The 21,377-nt window shown below is 63.3% G+C and carries 18 protein-coding genes; 12 read left to right on the forward strand and 6 right to left on the reverse strand.

From position 1 onward, the window contains the following. Nucleotides 1-77: 77 nt before the first annotated feature. From ABQF30_RS02300 to ABQF30_RS02315, 4 genes are all read right to left on the reverse strand, one after another. Nucleotides 78-1,583: a glycosyltransferase gene (locus tag ABQF30_RS02300; RefSeq protein WP_448460730.1), complete on the reverse strand. Its 1,506-nt coding sequence runs from the start codon at nt 1,581-1,583 to the stop codon at nt 78-80. After that, the gene (locus ABQF30_RS02305) at nt 1,580-3,097 is read right to left on the reverse strand and encodes a hypothetical protein (protein ID WP_448460732.1); all 1,518 of its coding nucleotides are present in this window, start codon (nt 3,095-3,097) and stop codon (nt 1,580-1,582) included. Before ABQF30_RS02305 ends, ABQF30_RS02300 begins: the two co-directional genes overlap by 4 nt. Before the next feature lies 1 nt (nt 3,098). Then, nucleotides 3,099-5,042 carry a hypothetical protein gene (locus ABQF30_RS02310; protein ID WP_448460734.1) on the reverse strand — a complete coding sequence of 648 codons (1,944 nt, stop codon included), beginning with the start codon at nt 5,040-5,042 and terminating at the stop codon, nt 3,099-3,101. Nucleotides 5,043-5,192: 150 nt separating this feature from the next. Beyond that, nucleotides 5,193-7,523, reverse strand: coding sequence for an arylsulfatase (locus ABQF30_RS02315; protein WP_448463374.1), 2,331 nt, complete (start codon nt 7,521-7,523; stop codon nt 5,193-5,195). A gap of 350 nt (nt 7,524-7,873) precedes the next feature. Between ABQF30_RS02315 and ABQF30_RS02320 the strand changes: the two genes are divergently transcribed. The 3 genes from ABQF30_RS02320 (at nt 7,874) to ABQF30_RS02330 (ending at nt 14,123) form a co-directional block, all read left to right on the forward strand. Beyond that, nucleotides 7,874-9,421: a DUF1254 domain-containing protein gene (locus ABQF30_RS02320; RefSeq protein WP_448460736.1), complete on the forward strand. Its 1,548-nt coding sequence runs from the start codon at nt 7,874-7,876 to the stop codon at nt 9,419-9,421. 225 nt (nt 9,422-9,646) lie between these two features. Further along, nucleotides 9,647-11,740 (forward strand): alkyl/aryl-sulfatase, encoded by a 2,094-nt coding sequence (locus ABQF30_RS02325; RefSeq protein ID WP_448460738.1) that lies wholly within the window; start codon nt 9,647-9,649, stop codon nt 11,738-11,740. A 286-nt stretch (nt 11,741-12,026) separates the two neighbouring features. Continuing rightward, complete coding sequence (locus ABQF30_RS02330; protein WP_448460740.1) at nt 12,027-14,123, forward strand: alkyl/aryl-sulfatase; 2,097 nt, start codon at nt 12,027-12,029, stop codon at nt 14,121-14,123. Nucleotides 14,124-14,193: 70 nt separating this feature from the next. Here ABQF30_RS02330 and ABQF30_RS02335 read toward each other — a convergent pair whose 3' ends face one another. Both ABQF30_RS02335 and ABQF30_RS02340 read right to left on the reverse strand, forming a co-directional pair. Beyond that, complete coding sequence (locus ABQF30_RS02335) at nt 14,194-15,831, reverse strand: SulP family inorganic anion transporter (protein ID WP_448460742.1); 1,638 nt, start codon at nt 15,829-15,831, stop codon at nt 14,194-14,196. Nucleotides 15,832-15,852: 21 nt separating this feature from the next. Next, on the reverse strand, nt 15,853-16,560 hold the full coding sequence (locus ABQF30_RS02340) for a TetR/AcrR family transcriptional regulator (RefSeq protein ID WP_448460744.1): 708 nt from the start codon (nt 16,558-16,560) through the stop codon (nt 15,853-15,855). A gap of 54 nt (nt 16,561-16,614) precedes the next feature. Here ABQF30_RS02340 and ABQF30_RS02345 point away from each other — a divergent pair, with 54 nt between their 5' ends. From ABQF30_RS02345 to rplR, 9 genes are all read left to right on the forward strand, one after another. Continuing rightward, nucleotides 16,615-17,286, forward strand: coding sequence for a DUF2306 domain-containing protein (locus tag ABQF30_RS02345; RefSeq protein ID WP_448460746.1), 672 nt, complete (start codon nt 16,615-16,617; stop codon nt 17,284-17,286). A gap of 19 nt (nt 17,287-17,305) precedes the next feature. Further along, complete coding sequence (locus tag ABQF30_RS02350) at nt 17,306-18,184, forward strand: formylglycine-generating enzyme family protein (protein WP_448460748.1); 879 nt, start codon at nt 17,306-17,308, stop codon at nt 18,182-18,184. A gap of 257 nt (nt 18,185-18,441) precedes the next feature. Next, a complete protein-coding gene (rplN, locus tag ABQF30_RS02355; RefSeq protein ID WP_137148880.1) occupies nt 18,442-18,810 on the forward strand; it encodes a 50S ribosomal protein L14 in 369 nt (122 codons plus the stop codon). Beyond that, the gene (gene rplX, locus ABQF30_RS02360) at nt 18,811-19,128 is read left to right on the forward strand and encodes a 50S ribosomal protein L24 (protein ID WP_448460750.1); all 318 of its coding nucleotides are present in this window, start codon (nt 18,811-18,813) and stop codon (nt 19,126-19,128) included. A 2-nt stretch (nt 19,129-19,130) separates the two neighbouring features. Further along, nucleotides 19,131-19,703, forward strand: coding sequence for a 50S ribosomal protein L5 (rplE, locus tag ABQF30_RS02365; RefSeq protein ID WP_448460752.1), 573 nt, complete (start codon nt 19,131-19,133; stop codon nt 19,701-19,703). 4 nt (nt 19,704-19,707) lie between these two features. Then, the gene (locus ABQF30_RS02370; protein WP_448460754.1) at nt 19,708-19,893 is read left to right on the forward strand and encodes a type Z 30S ribosomal protein S14; all 186 of its coding nucleotides are present in this window, start codon (nt 19,708-19,710) and stop codon (nt 19,891-19,893) included. A 100-nt stretch (nt 19,894-19,993) separates the two neighbouring features. After that, a complete protein-coding gene (gene rpsH / locus ABQF30_RS02375) occupies nt 19,994-20,392 on the forward strand; it encodes a 30S ribosomal protein S8 (RefSeq protein ID WP_358021012.1) in 399 nt (132 codons plus the stop codon). A 13-nt stretch (nt 20,393-20,405) separates the two neighbouring features. Beyond that, complete coding sequence (gene rplF / locus ABQF30_RS02380; RefSeq protein WP_448460756.1) at nt 20,406-20,945, forward strand: 50S ribosomal protein L6; 540 nt, start codon at nt 20,406-20,408, stop codon at nt 20,943-20,945. A gap of 2 nt (nt 20,946-20,947) precedes the next feature. Beyond that, nucleotides 20,948-21,352 (forward strand): 50S ribosomal protein L18, encoded by a 405-nt coding sequence (gene rplR, locus ABQF30_RS02385; RefSeq protein ID WP_448460758.1) that lies wholly within the window; start codon nt 20,948-20,950, stop codon nt 21,350-21,352. The last annotated feature ends 25 nt before the right edge of the window (nt 21,353-21,377 follow it).

A 21,377-nucleotide genomic window follows, 5' to 3' on the forward strand; every position in this document is an offset into this window, starting at 1 on the left:
GTAGCCTGCCGCAGCGTAGACCAAAAAGCTTGCGGTGAAAGCTACTTGCTTACACCGACGGTCGGTCAGCCAGCCGTTCATTTGGCGGTGGCGAGGTCAGCCGACTCGGACGCGGGTTCTTCGGCCGGACGCTCTGACAAACCGTGGAACGTCTTCTCCCAGTAAGACGGATTGCGGATGAGCTGATAGACGCCCTTGATCGCCGCGACGCTCATCATCACCCAGAACGCCGGTACGGTCAGCGCCGCCACCAGAAGATCGGAGCGGTCGTCCTCGCGCAAGGTGATGAGGTTCATGTACAGGGTCGCGACGTTGCCGAGAATGAGACAAACGAGCGCGGGAAAGTAGACATACCAGGGGAATATCGCGCCCACAGCCGCGGGCTGCCCCAGGAACCACAACACCGTGATGAACCAGAACATCAGGTTGAGCACCGCGATGATCGGAGTCCCGGCGAGTACCAGATTGAACCGCATGAAACTGCGGAAACCCAAGGTGCGCAGCAACCTGATCGGTCGACGGATGTGCACCAGCCAGGTTTGCAGATAGCCCTTGTACCACCGGGACCGCTGCCGAACCCAGTTGATCGGATCGCTGTTGGCTTCCTCCAACGTCGTCGAATCGACCACCGCGGTGTGAAATCCGGATGCGGAGATGCGCAGGCCGAGGTCGGCGTCCTCGGTGACATTGAACGGATCCCAGCTGCCGATCGTGTCGAGCACATCGTGTCGGAGGTGATTGGACGTGCCGCCCAAGGGAATCGGCGATGAGCTGTTCATCATTCCCGGCAGCAGATAGCCGAACCACAGCGCGTACTCGGCGGTGAACCATCCGGTGAGGAGGTTCTGATGACCGTTGTGATACGCCAGTTTCGCCTGCACGCATGCGATGTTGTCGGGAAGCCGGCGAAAGGCGCCCACCACGCGACGCAGTTGCAGGGGGTCGGGGAGATCCTCGGCGTCGTAGATCGTGACGATGTCGCCCGTGGCGAAATGCAGACCGTAATTGCACGCTTTCGGCTTGGTGCGCGGGTCCGCCGGCGGCACCAGAACGATCGTGATGAGGTCCGACTCGGCGCATCCCTTCGCGGCGTTGATCGTGACGTCGTCGTCGGCCTCGAGCAGCAGAAGCACTTGCAACTTGTCCCTCGGGTACTCCATCGCCGCCATGGCGCCGATCAGATCGGCGACGACTTCGGGTTCGTTGTAAGCCGGTACGAGCACGGTGTATCGGGGCAGTTCGGCATCTGGGATCGCGCGGGCCTGCTCATCGGTGATCGTGATCGGTCGCGACGCCAGTCCCTCCTTGAACATCAACACCCTGTCGAGCATGGTCATTACGTAGCCGAGCGTGCACAGACCCATCAGTGCGACGGCGGTACCCGTCGGGTGCCAGATCGCACAACCGATCGTGATCAGCAACAGTGCCCAGAGCACCGGCCGCTGCCAGCCCCACAACGGGACAGCGGCGGACTCGGTCGGATGTTCTTCGCGCAGCCCGTCGATGGCCCGGTGCAACGCGTATTCCCGATGCTCCGGATTGTCCATGTCCAGCGGGGTACGTGTGGTCCCGAACGTCGTCATCGCGCGGCCTCGGGGGGCTCGACTTGGGCGCTCACCAGGGCCCGGCCGAACTCGCTGAGCAGGACCTCATCCTTGATGACGGGATCTACGTCGGCTGTCGCGGAATTACCGCGAAACAGGATGGTGAACAACGAATTCAACGTGCGAACTATTCCTCCAGTCGGCTGCGGGAAAGGCGCGTCGTCGTCGTGGTTGTCCACGGACAAGACTGTCACCCGCTGCTCGACGGAGCCGTTGGTCCAGACCCACGCCATCGCATCCCAGGTGAGGAGAATCTCGTCATCGACCGCCGTGATAAAGGTGCTGGTGACGTCATGTCCGAGGTCCACCTGCAGGGGATCCGAAATTCGAACTCCGTGGACGCGGTACACCATACGTGCAGGAAATGTTGAGAGTGACGGCACGCGCGTGGTGGTGATCGTATCGACCACAACCGCGCGCGGACGCGCGAACTTGTCGAACCGAGGATCGCCCTCATTCGAAACCATCTCTTGGCGCACCAGCTGCGCGCCTTCGCCATAGATGCGAGCAACCCAGGGGTAGGTCTGAGTTTCGGCAATGTGCCAGCCTGCGGGTGTGTTCAGCGTGGGACTGAGCTGCAGTGAGTCGATGCGCACCGGCGGGGGGAGGCCTGAGGCCGGGAGTCGGACGAATGACAGGGCGACAGCGACCACAAGAACCAGCGGCACGGCCGACCAGACCTGTCTGGACGCCAGCGGCTGGATATCGCGGTCCATAACGCGAAAGGGCCTGCGCCACCGACTCAGAAAGAACATGGCACCCGCGGCCACGGTTATTGCCGTAAAAGCTGGGATCAACTGAAAGGCCAGCAGCGGTGCGTCGGTAAGAAACACCGCAAAGAATCCGAGCATGGCCAGACCCCCGGCCCACGACACCAACGCACCAATGACCCCGCGGCCCCAGTTCCAGCCGACCGCGATTGCGGTGCCGACGGCGGCGACGAGCAGCGTGCCCATTCCCGCCGCGACGTGCGAACCACCGAGCGCGAGCACGAGCACGTGGTATGGCAACGGGAAGACCGCGAGCAACAGCAACCACGGCCAGGCGAACCGCGTGACCGGCCGAAGCCCGAACAGCGCGATGCTCGCGCTGAGCATGAACATCCACCACGCCACCAGATCGAGCCTCAGCAGATCGAAGTACAGCGCATACCGCTGCAGCAGCACCGCGTGCAGCAGGAGCGCCAGTACCAGCCCCATGATCGCGACGATGATGTCGGTCTGACGGTCGTGGATGGGCAACTCGGTACGGTTACGTATTGCCACCCCCGCAGCAGCCAGCACGGACGCCGCGGCCACCATCCAGATGTAGCCGTTGAGTCCACCGTGGGCAGTGGTTTCGATCAGGCTGTACAAAGTGCGGTGGAAGGCAATCAGGCCCACGGCCACGATGAAGGCCCACCGCATGGCGGCCTTGGCGATCTTCTTCTGTGAATCCGACCAAGTGCGGTGTTTCACCGCAGCGGGTGGGGGCGACTGGGTGGGGGCCGACATCTCAGCCCTCCGGATTGCGACGCCTGCGGAGCCACAACCACCAGGCGGTTGCTGCCAGCAGCAACACCAGAACACCACCGGCGAACACCCAGGGTGCCAGGGTTGGCGCCGCGCCCCCTTGCGGTGACGGCGGGGTGTTTTGACCGCTGAGCACTGTCACCGGAGCCCGACCGGGCACCGATATCAGCGCAACACCGTCGAGGTTCGCCGGCCGTTGCCGGTTGACGTGGAGCCAGCGCAGCAGCTCATCGAGTTGATCGGGCGCACGGTTCGACGTGGCCACCAACACAGTGCGCTTACCGTCGAGAACCGTTTGGAGCGAACCGAATCGGAATGCCGGGTCGAGTGTCAGCGTGGTGGACTGACCGCTGTCGTCTGTGACATCGATCGTCATCGGAATGACGTGTGGGGCCACCACCGGCAACGTGATCTCCGGATGGTTCCAGTCGTTCGCATCGATCAGCACGGCCGGATTCGGCGATTCGATCGCCTCCTGCAGGGGTACGACCACGGTATCCAGTGGCAGAGCGCTGAGCCGTTGCAGTCCCGCGATGATCGATACAGCGCGAGCGGTGTCGTCCGACGAGTCAGGATTGATGCCGATCTGGAGCCGCGGCATCAACGCTTGAGGCAGCGACTGAAAGCCGAGCGGGACCGGGGGCGACGCGGGCTCGCTCGCCACCTCGGTCTCGCCGTCGATCGTCAGGGTGAGCGGCTGAAATTCGCCGCAGTAACCGGTATTACCGGCGATTTCGAGCTTGACCCGGAGATTAGTGAACCGCTCCAGGAGCCGGTCGGGTATGTCGACCCACCGGTCGATCATGCCTTCGTTCGTGACCTCCCATCGGTCGATCGTCTCCGCTCCGATCGAGGCGACGAGACGACCGCCCATGGCCGCCGGCAGAGGGGTGTACGAACCCCGTAGATGTACCCGCACGTTGTGCGAGGAGCGGCCCAGCCGCGTCTGATCAAGCGCGATGTAGACCTCGGGGCTGACAGCCGACGAATTGACGCCGGGCTGACCGAGTTCGCGGATGGTGGTCAGGTTTTTGGTCAACTGCGGAGCCGGCCGCAGCGGCCCGGCAACCGCCGACGAGCTCAACGCGTACCGTGCCACTCCACTGGTGATCAGGCGAGCCTGATTGGTCAGGTCCGCGGCTGGGCCTGAGACCAAGAGCGACGGCATGCCGCTCTCGTTGGGTTGCAGCGAAACCCCAGCTTTGCCCCCTTCGGCGATCACTATTTGACGTTCGAACGCGCGTCCGGTTCCGGGTGGGGCCTCTGACGCAGGGTTGAGGCGGGCCAACGTGATTTCCGGATACTGCGGGCCGTAGTGGGCGGCAACTGACGCTGCGAGCTGAACAGCCGCGTCGGCCACTCCCTGCGAAACCTGCGGCGCGACGTAGATGGTGAGTCTGCGCAGGATCGGGGGCAGGAAGTCCGCTACCGCGGTGGGGGCCGATTCCGCGCCTTCATAGCCCACTGTCATATCGGTCAGACGCATGGGATTGTTCGGGTCCAGGCAGTACCCCTCCAGCGGTCGCAGGAACGACCGCAGCATCAGCGTCACCGAATTGTCGACCACGCGCACCCCGGGCAGCGGGATCGTCAATGGCACCGGTCCGTCTGTAGGCACGTCGAGCCGCGCGATGACCCGGTCGTCCTGCAGCACCGTGAGTGTCGCTGTTCGGACGAACACCGGCACAAGTGCCGTCATGTTCAGCACCGTGGGTGTCGTGCCCGGCAGCACCGGGATGTTCACCGTCTGGACGCCCGAGTCCCCGTAGAGCTCGATGTCGGGGTCGGAACCCAGATCGCGCAGCGACAGTGTCGGGGCATTCGCCAGGCCGTCGCCCGGCGCTCCCACCGCAGGCGGGCTCAGCAACAACACCAGAGTACCCACCACGGCTACTGCGATTGACCGGCTCAGGAGTCTCGTAAGCATCGATGGTCAGCCTAAAGCGCGCGGGGCCGACATGACTAGCAACTCACCGATTCCTTCATCGTCGACAACATATGGCAAGCGGGCCGGCGCGTCGGCTGCCCGCGCGGGTGCTGCCCAATCACGGTGATTACCAGCGGGATTGGCACCGCCCTATTCGCGGGCCAGCATCGCGTGTGCCTCGATCTCCTCGTTCACGAACTTCTCACCCTCTTCGAGCGTGATGGTGACATGGTCGATGGTGAAACCGTCCGGTTCGAAGCCCGAGCCGTACTCCTTGCTGACCGGATCAGCCGTATCGCGGCCGACCGCGAGCCCCTCACCGGCCAGGCTGAACTTGCCGGGTTGAGTACGCAGGGATCCGGACGCCACCTCGGTACCGTCTACCGACAAGTGCAGAGTGCCGTTGGCAACCCCGGCCGGATCCTCGTTGTCCTTGATGAATTCCGCGGCCACCGAATGCTGGCCCGGGGTGGTGGCCTTGTCGGCGGTAATGAGCGTCTCTTTGATGCCCAGGAAGTTGTACGCGTAGTGCAGCTTCCCGTCCTTGAGGAACAGCGAATACCCGCCGAACCGGCTGCCCTGCGACACCACCACCCCTTCCGCGGCGTCGCCGGTGATCTCGATCTCGGCGCGAACCTTGAACGAGCGGTTGCGCATGTTCGGCGCCACGCCTTCGGGAATGTCGGAAGTCCCCGGATAGTAGGTGAACTCGGTGCGGCCCTCGGTCGCACTGGGTCTGGGCAGGACGAGCCGTTCCCGCGCGGTGCGGTCGTCGAGCGGGAACACGTTGTTGCGCCCGGCGATTGCGAACCACATGCCGACCATCTCGGCGACCTTGTCCGGATGATCGGCCGCGACGTCGTGCATCTCGGCCCGGTCGGTTTCGGTGTGGTACAGCTCCCAGCTGTCCGTCCCGAACTTGCCGACTCCGGACAGCGCGCCATGGCGCGCAACGATTTTCCAGCCGTCGTGGTACAGCGCCCGGGTACCGAGCATCTCGTAGTACTGCGTCGGCCGGGTGCTCTCGGCGTCGGGTTGGTCGAAGCTGTACCGCATCGAGGTGCCCTGGATCGGGTACTGGGTGACGCCGTCGATCGCATCCGGCGGGGTGATCCCAGCGCAGTCATACACGGTCGGCACGATGTCGATCGCATGGTGGTACTGGTCGCGGATCTGCCCGCCGACCGATCCCGTCTGCGTCGGCCAAGAAAGGATCAGCGGATCGGCGATGCCGCCTTCCAGGGTGTAGCGCTTGAACATCTTGTATGGGGTGTTGAAGGCCACCGCCCATCCGCTGGGGTAGTGGTTGTACGTGTCGGGTCCACCGAGCAGGTCGAGCTTTTCGAGGTTCTCCTTCAGATCGTCCGGCCAATTGTTGAAGAACTTGTTCTCGTTGACCGAACCGTTCGGGCTGCCCTCACCACTTGCGCCGTTGTCGGACACGACGACGATGACGGTGTTGTCCAACTGTCCTGACTGCTCGAGGTAGTCGATGAGCCGGCCGAGCTCGTAGTCGGTGTAGCTGGAGAATCCGGCATACACCTCGGCCATCCGGGCGAACAGATTCTTCTCATCGTCGCTCAGTTCGTCCCACGGCCGCACGAGATCGATTTCGGCGATCACGTCCGGTGCCGGCCATGGGTTGATCGGGGCCATCTCGGTATCCGGTGGGACGACGCCCAGTTGCTTCATCCGTTCCAGGGTCTTCTCGCGGTAGACCTCGTATCCCTCGTCGAAGGCGCCCTTGTACTTGTCGACCCACTCCTTCGGCGAGTGATGCGGCGCGTGGTTGGCGCCGAAGGCGAGATACATCAGCCACGGCTTGTCGGGATTGACCTGCTTGCCGTCGCGGATGAACTCGATCGATTTGTCCACCAGATCCTTGGACGGGTGATAGCCGTCGTCGGGTAGGTAGGGCTGGTCTACGGTGTGGTTGTCGTAGACCAGGTCCGGGAACCACTGGTTGCTCTCACCGCCGAGGAACCCGTAGTAGCGCTCGAAGCCGCGGCCCAGCGGCCAGGTACGCCGCGAGGAGCCCATGTTCGACTCGTTTTCTGGGGTCAGATGCCATTTGCCGACGCAGTAGGTGCTGTAGCCGTTGTCCCGCAGTACCTCTGAGACCATGCCGGATTCGCGTGGGATGACGGCGGATTGTCCGGGATAGCCGCCGGCACCTTCGACGATGCAGGCCATGCCGTTCATGTGCGCATTGCGTCCGGTCAACAGTGACGAGCGCGTGGGTGAGCACAGTGCGGTGGTGTGCCAGTTGGAATACCGCAAACCCCGCTCGGCGATCCGGTTCAGCGTCGGCATCTCGATCTGTCCGCCGAACGTGTCCCACGCGCCTATCCCGGTGTCGTCCCACACCACGTACAGCACATTCGGTGCGCCTTGCTGCGCCGCCGGTGGTTCGAACGGACCCCAGTCCTCTTGTGAATCCCGCACATCCATGTTGATCACGCCATTGAACTTCGGAGCCATGTCCACGCCTTCCTCGTCAGATCGTTCGAGCGCTGTACTGCGATCTCGTGCTGTCCCCATGGCAACACGATTTCCGTTGGCACGCAGCGTCATCACCCAAAATTGGGTTGGCGGTAACGCATGAATTCGTGTAGCGACGCAGCCAATCTCAATTGTCTGAAATCGCTACCGCACTCGGAATCGGCGATATCGTCGCAAGCGGGATTGTTCATCCTGAAGTTGTGGCATATGTGAAAAGGCGAAGGACGCTTACATTTTCACTACCCGCTGGGTGAATGAACTACCGAACGAGGTACCGGCATGAGGTCGCGTGATCAATCCTGGCAGCCGCATCGGATCGAGAAGATTTCATGACAGGAGAGACAATGAGTTGGGATATCTCAAGGCGTTTGGCGTTCCGAACAGCGGGATTGGCGGCAGCGTCCGTCAGCGCAGGCCTGGCGATGACGGCGTGCTCAGGTGACAACGACGCATCGCCCGCATCGCCCGAAGCGTCGCCGCCCGCGCCCGACGAACAAGCCGCGCCGGCCCAGGACGCGGCGAAGGTCACCCAACCGGCGACCGGAATCGTGATGACTCCGGGTTATGCCAGGACAATGGCGCAGACCGCGTACATCTGGGGCTGGCCGATGGTGAACATGCTCAACCGGCGAACCTCGATCACCCAAGCACCCGAACCGGGATTGCTCAATGGCGTGCTGCCGGTGGCACCTCAGGGCCGGGTTGCCATGCTGTCGGACTACATCGACCCCGCAGAAACCTTCGTCACCTGCCCCAACCAGGACGTCGTCTACGGTCTGGCGTACTTTTCGCTCGACGAGCAGCCCGTCATCGCCCAGGTACCCGACTTCGGCGACCGATTCTGGGTGTACGCGCTCTACGATGCGCGCACCGATCAGTTCGGCGAACTCGGCAAAGCCTATGGCACCAAGCCGGGGTTCTATCTGCTCGCTGGTCCGAACTGGGAGGGTGAGAAACCCGACGGTGTGGAGGCCGTGGTGCGCAGCTCCACCGCATTGGCCAACGCGATACCCCGTGTCTTCATGGATGACACCCCCGAAGATCGTGCCGCCATTCAGTCGGTGATCAATCAGATCGTGATCTACCCGCTCAGTGATTTCGACGGCCAGATGAAGACGACGGAGTGGGCGAAACTTCCCGCCATCCGCGGACCGGCGTCAGAAGGCGGGGAGACGAAATGGGTTGTCCCGGAACGCTTTTTTGACGAGTTCAGCACGGTGCTGGAGCAGGTTCCGGCTCTGCCCGGCGAGGAAGCGCTCTACGCGCAGTTCCGCGTCCTGCTCGACACCGCCGCCCAGAACCCCGACATCAAGAACACGCTCGTGGAGACGGCCGTTGCCACCGAACGCGATGTCATCGCACCGTTCTTCGCGTGGATGCACAACGGCCGCCCAGTCGGGAACCGCTGGAATCGGTCCACGAACAACGCTCAGTGGGGCATCGACTACTTCAACCGGACGGGCACCGCGAAGTCCAACATGTTCGACAACCGCCCAACTGAGACCCAGTACTTCTACACGGACAACGACGCGACCGGCGCCGGCATGCAGGGCAACCGCAACTACCGGGTTACCTTCCCGGCCGGCCAGGAGCCCCCGGTCAAAGGGTTCTGGTCGCTGACCCTGTACAACGACAAGCACCTCTTCCATCCCAATCCGCTGAACCGCTACTCGCTGGGGACCAAGAACAAGGACCTCAAGCGGAACCCCGACGGCTCGCTAACCCTTCATGCCGGTGCGAAATCGCCTGGGCCCGAAATCGAATCGAATTGGCTGCCCGCGCCCGACGGCCCCTTCTCGCTCTTCATCCGCGCCTACTGGGGAGAAGAAGCAATCCTCGACGGGTCCTGGCAGCCGCCGCCGGTGGAAGTGGTCTAGGGCAACTTGCACTCCTGTTTGCCGCCATTTCGTCACAGCGATATTGCGGGTCCGGCCGGACATTCGCTCACGTGAATTGCATTCCGCGGATGGAACCTGGGAGTGAGTTCGGGCAGCTGTCCAATTGCATTCACTGACAACGCATTTTTGGGCGTTCGAATCGTAATCTGGTCCGGGCCGCGTTTCGCCTGTGAATCTAGGGCCGCATGGGCATAATTCGATTGCATGGATCAAGCCCCGGATACTCAGTCGACTGACATCAGCGATACGAACAGGACTCACGGGCGCGTCACCAGGCGATCAGCCCTTGCGGTGCTCGGGCTCGGCACCGTGGCGGCATCGAGCGTGCTCGCTGCCTGCGACAGCGGAAACGGCGACGGCGGTGGAGGAGCCAACGGCTCGGGAACCATCGAGACCAACAACGAGCCCAAGGCTGCCACCGAGGCGACGAAGGCCGCCAACCAGAAGCTCGTCGATACGCTGCCGTTCAACGACAAGGCCGACTTCGACGACGCAAAACGCGGGCTCATCGCCCGCCCTGAAACGCTGACGATCAAGAACGTGGATGGCGACGTTGTCTGGGACCTGGAGGAGTACAAAAAGTACATCGGAGACGACAAGCCGGCACCGGATACCGTCAATCCGAGCTTGTGGCGAAATGCGCAGCTGTGCATGGAGTACGGGCTGTTCGAGGTTTTGCCTGACCGGATCTATCAGGTGCGTGGCTACGACCTCTCGAATGTCACGTTCATTCAGGGCAACACCGGCTGGATCGTGATGGACACCGCGATCTCGCCGGAGACCGCCAAAGCGGCCTACGATCTGGTCACTCAGCATCGTGGCAACAGGCCGATCCTCGCGGTGATACACAGCCACTCGCACGTCGATCACTATGGCGGAGTTCGAGGCATCATCTCCCAGGCCGACGTCGACTCGGGCAAGGTGAAAGTGATTGCGCCACAGGCGTTTGTCGAGGATGCGGTCAGTGAGAACGTGATCGCGGGCAATGCGATGTCCCGCCGGGCGGTCTACATGTACGGCGCGTTGCTACCCCGTAACGCCCAGGGCGGTGTGAACGGTGGTCTCGGGATGACGGTCTCAACCGGCCTGCCGACTTTGATCATCCCCACTGACATCATCAGCACAACCGGCACGAAGATGACCATCGACGGCGTCGACATGGAGTTCCAGATGACTCCGGGCACCGAGGCGCCCACCGAGATGAACACCTTCTTCCCGCAGTTCAAGGCCATGTGGATGGCCGAGAACACCACCAACACCATGCACAACCTTCTGACTCTGCGCGGCGCGCAGGTACGCGATGCCCTCGTCTGGGCCAGCTTCCTCGATGAAACGATCAGGACCTACGGCCCGAACACTGAGGTGAAGTTCCAGAGTCACCACTGGCCCAAGTGGGGCAATGCCAACATCATCGACTACTGGAAGCGTCAGCGTGACATGTACAAGTACATGCACGATCAGTCCGTCCGAATGATGAACCAGGGCCTCGTCGGCTCCGAGATCGCCGAAGAAATCCAGTTCCCGCCCGAGCTCGACAACTACTGGCCGGACCGCGGCTACTACGGCACCCTCAAGCACAATTCGCGTGCGGTGTATCAGCGCTACATGGGCTGGTACGACGGCAATCCGTCCGACCTGGACGACCTCCCGCCGCAGCAGGCGGCCGAGAAATACGTCGAGTACATGGGTGGTGAGGAAGCCATCCTGGAGAAGGCCAAGAACGATTTCGACAACGGCAACTATCGCTGGACCGCGATGGTCCTCAAGCACGTGGTCTTCGCCAACCCAGACAGCGTGCACGGCAAGAACTTGCTGGCCGACAGCTATGAGCAGATGGGCTACCAGGCTGAATCCGGACCATGGCGGTCGGTGTACCTGCAGGGCGCCTACGAGCTACGCAACGGCGTTCCCAGCGCCGGAGGTACCGATACGGCGAGCCCGGACACCATCAATGCCATGCCGCCGGAGATGATGTTCGACTTCTTGGGAGTGCGGCTCAACGGTCCGAAGGCCGCGGGCAAGAACATCACCCTCAACGTCGATTTCACCGATTTGAATAGGCAGTATGGACTGATCGTGGAGAACGGCGTGCTCAACTACGGGCCTCCGATACCGAACGCCAATGCGAGCCTCAAGCTCACCAAGCCGACCATGAACGATATTCAGCTGGGGAAGTTGAGCCTCACCGACGGCATCGATCAGAACAAAGTGACGCTCGACGGCAATCGTCAATCGGTCGAGGAGTTTGTGGGATTGCTGGACACGTTCTCGCTCTGGTTCAACATCGTGACGCCATAGTTCTCTGCGCACGCTAGTCTGGCCGGTTCCCTTTGTTCACCGGGAAAACGTGGGTGATTCGCCAATGTTGGAGCGTGATCGACGAACTCGTCACTGCGTATGACGCCGCGGCAACGTGCATTGCCCGGCGCCATGTTCACGAGCCGCGGTACACGACAAGCTCGTTCATGCGTGTGCCGGGGTTCAATTTCATTCACTGCCAATGAGTTTTCGGTTTCGAAACGCAAACTGATTGGATGCGCGTTTCGGGCGTCGATATGGGCCGGAATGGGCATAATGCGTTTACATGGAAGAAGCTCGGGACACCCAGCCATTCGACATCAGCGATACGGACCGGACTCACGGGCGCGTCACCAGGCGATCAGCCCTTGCGGTGCTCGGGCTCGGCACCGTGGCGGCATCGAGCGTGCTCGCTGCCTGCGACAGCGGAAACGGCGACGGCGGTGGAGGAGCCAACGGCTCGGGAACCATCGAGACCAACAACGAGCCCAAGGCTGCCACCGAGGCGACGAAGGCCGCCAATCAGAAGCTTGTCGACACGTTGCCGTTCAACGACAAGGGCGATTTCGACGATGCGAAGCGCGGTCTTATCGCCAAGCCCGACACGCTGACCATCAAGGACGCCAATGGCAATGTCGTTTGGGATCTTGAGGAGTACAAGAAGTACATCGCGGACGACAAGCCGGCACCGGACACCGTCAATCCCAGCCTGTGGCGCAACGCGCAGCTGAACATGCAGTACGGATTATTCGAGGTGCTGCCTGACCGGATCTATCAGGTGCGTGGGTACGACCTGTCGAACCTCACGTTGGTCAGGGGTGACACGGGGTGGATCATCGTCGACACGATGGTCTCACCGGAAACCGCCAAGGCTGCTCTGGATTTCGCGAACGAAAAGCTCGGACCGCGACCGGTATTGGCTGTAGTGCACAGTCATTCGCACACCGACCATTACGGCGGTGTCCGCGGCGTTGTCTCGCAGGCTGATGTCGACTCGGGCAAGGTCAAGGTCATCGCGCCCGCTGGTTTCGTCGACCATGCGGTGAGCGAGAACGTGATCGCCGGCAACGCGATGTCGCGCCGCGCGGTGTATATGTTCGGTGCGCAACTGCCCCGCAGCGCCCAGGGCGGCGTTAATGCCGGTCTGGGACAGACCATTTCGAATGGCATTCCCACCCTCATCATTCCCACCGATGTGATCAGCACAACCGGTACCAAGATGACGGTCGACGGGGTGGACATGGAGTTCCAGATGACTCCGGGCACCGAGGCGCCGTCCGAGATGAACACCTTTTTTCCGCAGTTCAAGGCCATGTGGATGGCTGAGAACACAGTCAACACGATGCACAACCTGTTGACGCTGCGCGGAGCGCAGGTGCGTGATCCGCTGAAATGGTCGCAGTTCCTGGACGAGACGATTCGGTTGTACGGCCCGAACACCGAGGTCAAGTTCCAGAGCCACCACTGGCCTAAGTGGGGCAACGCCAACATCATCGACTACTTCAAGCGCGTACGCGACATGTACAAGTACATGCATGACCAGTCGGTGCGGATGATGAACCAGGGCTATGTGGGTTCCGAGATCGCCGAAGAAATCCAGATGCCGCCAGAGCTCAACAACTACTGGCCCGACCGCGGCTATTACGGCACGGTGAAGCACAATTCGCGTGCGGTGTATCAGCGCTACATGGGTTGGTACGACGGCAACCCATCCGATCTCGACGATCTGCCGCCCACCGAGGCGGCGAAGAAGTATGTCGAGTACATGGGTGGTGAGGAAGCCATTCTGGAAAAAGCGAAGAACGACTACGACAACGGCAACTATCGCTGGACCGCGATGGTGCTCAAACAGGTCGTGTTCGCCAATCCCGACAGTGTGCACGGCAAGAACCTGCTCGCCGACAGCTACGAGCAGATGGGCTACCAGGCCGAGTCGGGGCCGTGGCGTTCGGTTTATCTGCAGGGCGCCTATGAGCTGCGCAACGGCGTGCCGGACGTCGCCGCAACCAATTCGGCGAGCCCGGACACCATCAAGGCCATGCCGCCGGAGTTGTTGTTCGACTACCTCGCGGTCCGCCTGAACGGCCCGAAGGCGGCGGGCAAGAACATCACCATGAATGTCAACTTCACCGACCTGAGGAAGGAATACGGGCTGACCGTCGAGAACGCCGTCCTCAACTACGCGCCGGCACCGGTACCCAATGCCAACGTGAGCCTCACTCTCGACAAGGTGACACTCGATGACATTCAGCTCGGGAACCTGACGATGGAGGACGCCATCTCGCAGAACAAGGTCACTATCGACGGCAACCGCGGGTCGTTCGACGAATTCATGGGCCTGCTCGACAATTTCCCGTTCTGGTTCAACATCGTGACGCCCTAGGCCCCTGCTCGCGGGTTAGGTGGGGGTGGGGGTGGGCGGTACCGGCACGGCTGCAGGCGTTCTCCTTCACCTACGGCTGAGCCACCGCACCATCGAGCGTGTCGAAGTATCTGCCCTGCTTCTCGATTTCCTGCCACCACGGCCAGCGCTGCGCCGTCGCGTGGACGTCGTCGCGCATGTTGGCGAAAACCGTGCGCACGTTGTTCTGGGCAAGCTCGGTGTCCATGTCCCGCAGGCCGTCAAGGATCGTCGAGGTGACCAGTGGAAGCTGATGCAGATCCAGTACCACGGTCGTCACGTGCGGCACCGCGGTCAGGGCCATTTCGCGCACGGCCTCGGAGTTGGTGCGCAGATTCGCCGAATACAAGCCGATCTCGAATCGCAGCACCAGCGGATCGCCCGGCGCGCCGTCACGGGCAACCCAGACGTTGTCGCCATAGCGGACCAGTGGTACGACGTGGGCTCGATTGAGTTCGCGCAGCACGAGGTACAGCGTCAGCAGGACGCCGACCGCGACCGCGGGCAACAGGCCCGCGGTCAGCCCGAACAGCGCGACGATGAGCGCCATGGCGAAGTCGACCTTGTCGAATACGTACAGGCGTTTGAACGCACCGAGATCGATCAGGCCGACGACGGCGACCAACACCATCGCGCCCAATGTGGCCTCGGGCAGCTTGCTCAGCACCGGCGCCAACAGCACCGCCACGAGCACCGCCAGCGCAGCGGTCACCAACCCGGATACCTGTGTTCTCGCCCCCGCACGTAGGTTGACGCCGGTCTGGGAGAACCCGCCGGCAGGAGGCAGGGCGTGGAAGAACGAGCCGAGGACCGCCGCAAGGCCGTTGGCCGAGAGCTCCCGATCCGGATCGACCTGCGGTTCACTGGATTTGCGCACGCCGCGAGCCACCGACACGGTCTCCAGGAACGCCATGAGAGCGATGGCCAGGGCCCCCGGTATCAGCCCGCCGATGTGGTCCAACGCAGGCAGGCCGGGTAGCGGGATGCCGCGCGGCACTTCGGGTATGACGGTGACGCCGCGATCGGACAAACCGGTGAAGGCAACCAGGCCGATACCCAACGCGACCACGATGAGAGGTCCGGGAATCGAGGGCAGGAACCGGCCGATGAGTACCAGAACGACGATGGTGCCCGCCGACAACAGCACCGTGGCGAGGTTGGCCTGCGCCAATTGTTCGACGGCCGAATCAACGACGCGGAAGAAGCCCTCCTCCTCTGGATCGGGCTGCACTCCAAGCAGTTTGGGCAGCTGCGCGGCCGCCACCGTCAACCCCACGCCCGCCTTGATGCCCACCAGAGTCGCTTCGTTCACGCTCTCGATCAGCGAGCCGAGCTTCAGCAGCCGGGCGGCCAGCAGGATCAGCCCGACCAGCAAGGTAAGGGTGATCAATTCTGCTTGCGCATCGGGTGAACCGGCGACGATGCCGGCCCCGACCATGGTCGAAGCGGTCAGGGTGGCGATGGTCGACGTGCTGGTGACGCTGGCGGTACGCGATCCGCCGATGAATGCGTAGACCACCAAGGGCACCATGCACGTGTACAGGCCGATCTGTACGGGCATGTTCGCGACGGTGGCGTACGCCATCGCCTGCGGAATGACGACCGCTCCGGTCGCAAGCCCGGCCAGCACGTCGGCCCGCAGCCAGTCGCGGCGGTACGGCAGTAGCCCGGGGGCGGCGCGCAGCGTCATCTAGTGAATGTTGTCAGACCTTCAGTCCTCAGACCGCGCAATCTTGACTGCGATGCCGTCGAGCAACTGTTGCAATCCGGAACGGAATTCGGCACGCGGTGCGTCTTCTGGGCCGTCGAACACCCCGGCCGCGAGCGCGTTGGCCAAGGCGGGGAACCGGGACCCGTCCAGCAGGCGCTGCAGCAGCGCTGTGTAGTCAGCGAAGCCCTCCTTGGCTTCGAGCGCCACCGCTGCCGCGCCGCGGATGTAGTGGAGGACCGCCATCACGGCCGTGAGCTTGTCCCGCTCGGTGAGCCCGGTATCGCCCAGTGTCGCCAGGCCGGCATCCAGCCAGGCCAGCTGCCCGGGGTCGGCGGGTGGACCGGCCGAGGCCGTCTGCAGCACCCACGGATGCCGGTGATAGACGCCCCAGAGCCCATCGGCCCAATTCGACAGGGCGACACACCAATCGGTGCCAGGGGGCGGTTTCGGGGGTTGGCCCGGCGCGGCTGACACCATGAAGGTCACCAGCTCGTCCTTGTTGGCGACGTGGCGGTAGAGCGACATCGTGCCGCAATCCAGCCGTTGGGCGAGCCGGGCCATCGACAGTGCGCCCAGGCCGTCCGTGTCGGCCAACTCGATGGCCGCGTTGACGATGCGGTCGCGGCTGAGCCCGGACGAGCGCCGGGGAACTGCCGGCTCATGCCAGAGGATTTCCAGGGCGCGGGGAATCGGATCGTCGTCAGCCATCACGACCAGATTAGGGGAGTGCCAATCGATTGCGTATGAAGTACGCTTCTGCGTATGACATACGCAACGCGCGCTCCTCGGTGGCTCGCTCCGGCATTGGCGCTCGTCGTGCTCGCCTTCTTGGCGTACTCCCTGCCTCCGTACTTCACCGGCGGCACGCGCGTGCCCTCGACCTTCGGGCTGCATTACCCGCTGCTGGTCGGTCACGTCATGTGCGGAACCGTCGCGATGATCGCCGCCGTGGTCCAGCTCTGGCCTGGCTTGCGACGCCGTCACTCACAGCTGCATCGCCGGGCCGGGCGGATCTATGTGTGGACGGCAGTCCCGGCCGCGGTGTGCGCGGTGGTGATCGGTGCGGCGTCCCCCTTCGGGCCGATCCTCGCGGTCAGCAACGTCGTGTTGGGCACGCTGTGGCTCTGGCTCACCATCGGCGCCTACCTGGCCGCCAGGCAGCGTCGCTTCGCCGAACACCGGCGCCTGATGATCTTCAGCGTGACGTTGACATTGTCGATCATCACCAACCGAATCTGGACCCCGATCGTCTTCATCGCATTGCTTCCCTTGCAGGACAGCATGTTTGGCGGCGACGAAGAGCGTTACATCTGGTTGGTCGCGGGGTTGGTGGGCTGGCTGGGTTGGACCTTGCCGCTCGGTGCGGTGTGGTGGTGGCTCAACCGCGAATCCAAAGCCGTTTCGCCGCCCGTGCCGGCCGGTCAGCGGCTGTAGCGTCGCCTACCCTGAACGCATGCTGACCGAACTCGTCGAGGTCCCCGGTGGGACCTTCCGGATGGGTTCGATCGCGTTCTACCCGGAAGAAGCCCCGGTGCACACCGTGACGGTCGCGGATTTCGCCGTCGAGAGGCATCCGGTCACCAACGCCCAGTTCGCCGAGTTCATCGACGCCACCGGGTATCTGACCGTCGCCGAGCGGCCACTGGATCCCGCCCTGTACCCGAGCGTGGCGGCCGAGGATCTGCAGCCCGGAGCATTGGTGTTCCGGCCCACCGCCGGGCCCGTCGATCTCCTGGACTGGCGGCAGTGGTGGGACTGGGCCCCGGGCGCCAGCTGGCGTCATCCGTTCGGACCGCACCGCGATGGCTGCAAACCGGATCACCCGGTCGTCCAGGTCGCATATCCCGACGCGGTGGCCTATGCGGCGTGGGCCGGACGACGGCTGCCCACCGAGGCCGAATGGGAGTACGCCGCACGTGGGGGAGTCGACGGTGTCTATGCCTGGGGCGACGAACCTTCCCCCGACGGCCGCTTGATGGCCAACACCTGGCAGGGCAGATTCCCGTATCGAAACGACGGGGCCCTCGGGTGGAGCGGCACGTCTCCGGTCGGGACGTTCCCGCCGAATGCGTTGGGCCTGCTCGACATGATCGGCAACGTGTGGGAGTGGACGTCGACCCGGTTCTCAGCGCACCACAGCCCGGGTCACGCCGAACAGGCGTGCTGCCCGCCGGCCGGCGGGGATCCCAGCGTGAACCAGACACTCAAGGGTGGTTCGCACCTGTGCGCCCCGGAGTACTGCCATCGGTACCGCCCCGCAGCACGTTCACCGCAATCGCAGGACAGTTCGACGACCCATATCGGGTTTCGCTGCGTGATCGAGGCGCGCTGAGATTGCACCGAGCGTGCGCACAGATCGCCGAATTGCGCGGAACTGCGATCTGACCGCACACTCGGCGGGCTGGATTGTGCACCGATTTGGTGCATTGCCCGTGCTCACCTACTATGTAGGGGTTGCCTTGGGCAGACCTCGGTTGAGCGCTGTTCTGATCTTCAGTTCCGCCCAGCCCTGCGTGCCCTTCGGTAGCAAAGACCGCGTACGTCCAGGTCGGTATCTGGCGTGCATACAAAACCAGGTCAGGAGATCGAGTGATTCAGCAAGAATCGCGGTTGAAGGTCGCCGACAACACGGGCGCCAAGGAGATCTTGTGCATCCGCGTACTCGGCGGCTCGGGCCGGCGCTACGCCGGCATCGGTGACGTCATCGTCGCGACCGTGAAGGACGCCATCCCCGGCGGCAACGTCAAGCGTGGAGACGTCGTCAAGGCCGTCATCGTGCGCACCGTCAAGGAGCGCCGCCGCGCCGACGGCAGCTACATCAAGTTCGACGAGAACGCGGCCGTCATCATCAAGCCCGACAACGACCCGCGCGGTACCCGCATCTTCGGGCCGGTCGGTCGCGAACTGCGCGAGAAGCGCTTCATGAAGATCGTTTCGCTTGCCCCGGAGGTGCTGTAAATGAAGGTGCACAAGGGTGACACCGTGCTGGTGGTCTCCGGCAAGGACAAGGGCGCCAAGGGCAAGGTCCTGATGGCCTACCCCGAGCGCAACAAGGTGCTCGTCGAGGGCGTGAACCGGATCAAGAAGCACACCGCGCAGTCGCAGAACGAGCGTGGCGCATCGTCCGGTGGCATCGTCACTCAGGAGGCGCCCATCCACGTGTCGAACGTGATGGTGGTGGACTCCGACGGCTCCCCGACCCGCATCGGCTACCGCGTCGATGAGGAGAGCGGCAAGAAAGTCCGCGTCTCCAAGCGCAATGGCAAGGACATCTAGAGATGACTACCACTGAAAGCCCCGCGAAGACCCTTCCCCGGCTCAAGCAGCGCTACCGCGAAGAGATCCGCGACTCGCTGCAACAGCAGTTCGAATTCGCCAACGTCATGCAGATCCCCGGCGTGGTCAAGGTTGTCGTCAACATGGGTGTCGGCGACGCCGCCCGCGACGCCAAGCTGATCAACGGTGCGGTCAACGACCTTCAGCTGATCACCGGTCAGAAGCCGGAGATCCGCCGGGCCCGCAAGTCGATCGCCCAGTTCAAGCTGCGTGAAGGCATGCCCATCGGTGCCCGCGTGACATTGCGCGGCGACCGGATGTGGGAGTTCCTCGACCGGCTCATCTCGATCGCGCTGCCCCGTATCCGCGACTTCCGCGGTCTGTCGCCCAAGCAGTTCGACGGCACGGGCAACTACACCTTCGGGCTGACCGAGCAGTCGATGTTCCACGAGATCGATGTGGACTCCATCGACCGGCCCCGCGGCATGGACATCACCGTCGTCACCACGGCGACGAACGACGACGAAGGCCGCGCGCTGCTGCGGGCGCTGGGCTTCCCCTTCAAGGAGAACTGAGCATATGGCGAAGAAGGCGCTGGTCCACAAGGCCAACAAGAAGCCCAAGTTCGCGGTTCGCGCGTACACCCGGTGCAACAAGTGCGGGCGTCCGCACGCGGTTTACCGCAAGTTCGGGCTGTGCCGTATCTGCCTGCGCGAGATGGCGCATGCCGGCGAGCTGCCAGGCGTGCAGAAGTCCAGCTGGTAACAGCACCGCTCAACACAGACCCAATCCAAACAGGTTGCGGTAGGCCCCCCAAGAAATTGGACACAGTGGGAACCGCCGCGAGGAAGGTGAACCGGTTGTCATGACGATGACTGACCCGATCGCAGACTTTTTGACACGTCTGCGCAACGCCAATTCGGCGTACCACGATGAGGTGACTCTGCCCCACTCGAAGATCAAGGCCAACATTGCCGAGATCCTCAAGAAAGAGGGCTACATCAACGACTACCGCACCGAGGATGCCCGCGTGGGCAAGTCGCTTGTGGTCTCGCTCAAGTACGGCCCCAGCCGTGAGCGCAGCATTGCGGGCCTGCGCCGGGTGTCAAAGCCCGGCCTGCGGGTGTACGCAAAATCCACCAATCTGCCGCGGGTGCTCGGCGGCCTGGGTGTGGCGATCATCTCCACATCCTCGGGCCTGCTGACCGATCGTCAGGCAGCACGATCCGGCGTGGGCGGCGAAGTCCTCGCCTACGTGTGGTGAGGGGGTAGAAGACATGTCGCGCATTGGTAAGCAGCCGGTCCCGGTTCCCGCCGGGGTCGATGTCACGATCGACGGGCAGAACGTCTCGGTCAAGGGCCCCAAGGGCACCCTGGTCATGGACGTCGCCGAGCCGATCACGGTGTCCCGCAACGACGACGGCGCCATCCTGGTGAGCCGGCCCAACGACGAGCGCAACAGCCGCTCGTTGCACGGGCTTTCGCGCACCCTGGTGGCCAACCTGGTCACCGGTGTCACCGAGGGCTACACCCGCAAGATGGAGATCTTCGGAGTCGGCTACCGCGTGCAGCTCAAGGGTTCCAACCTGGAGTTCGCGCTTGGCTACAGCCACCCCGTTCTGATCGAGGCGCCCGAAGGCATCACCTTCGCGGTGGAGACGCCGACCAAGTTCTCGGTGTCGGGTATCGACAAGCAGAAGGTCGGTCAGATCTCGGCGGTCATCCGTCGTCTGCGCCGCCCGGACCCGTATAAGGGCAAGGGTGTGCGTTACGAGGGTGAGCAGATCCGCCGCAAGGTCGGAAAGACAGGTAAGTAACCATGGCTAGCAAAACTGAAGCCGCTCAGCGTAAGCAGGTCGGGCAGAACATCTCCGAGACTCGGCGTAACGCCCGGCTGCGTCGGCACGCCCGCCTGCGCAAGAAGGTCTCCGGCACTGCCGAGACCCCGCGCCTGGTGGTCAACCGGTCGGCACGGCACATCCACGTGCAGCTGGTCAACGACCTGACCGGCACGACGGTGGCTGCTGCCTCGTCGATCGAGCCCGACGTGCGTGCAGTTGACGGCGACAAGAAGGCCCACAGCGTGCGGGTCGGTCAGCTGATCGCCGAGCGCGCCAAGGCTGCCGGTGTCGAGGCTGTCGTGTTCGACCGCGGCGGCTACACCTACGGCGGCCGGATCGCTGCGCTGGCTGATGCCGCGCGTGAGGCGGGGCTGAAATTCTGATGACTGTCAACGAGAGGACTGCATG

Source organism: Mycolicibacterium sp. XJ870, from assembly GCF_053483975.1.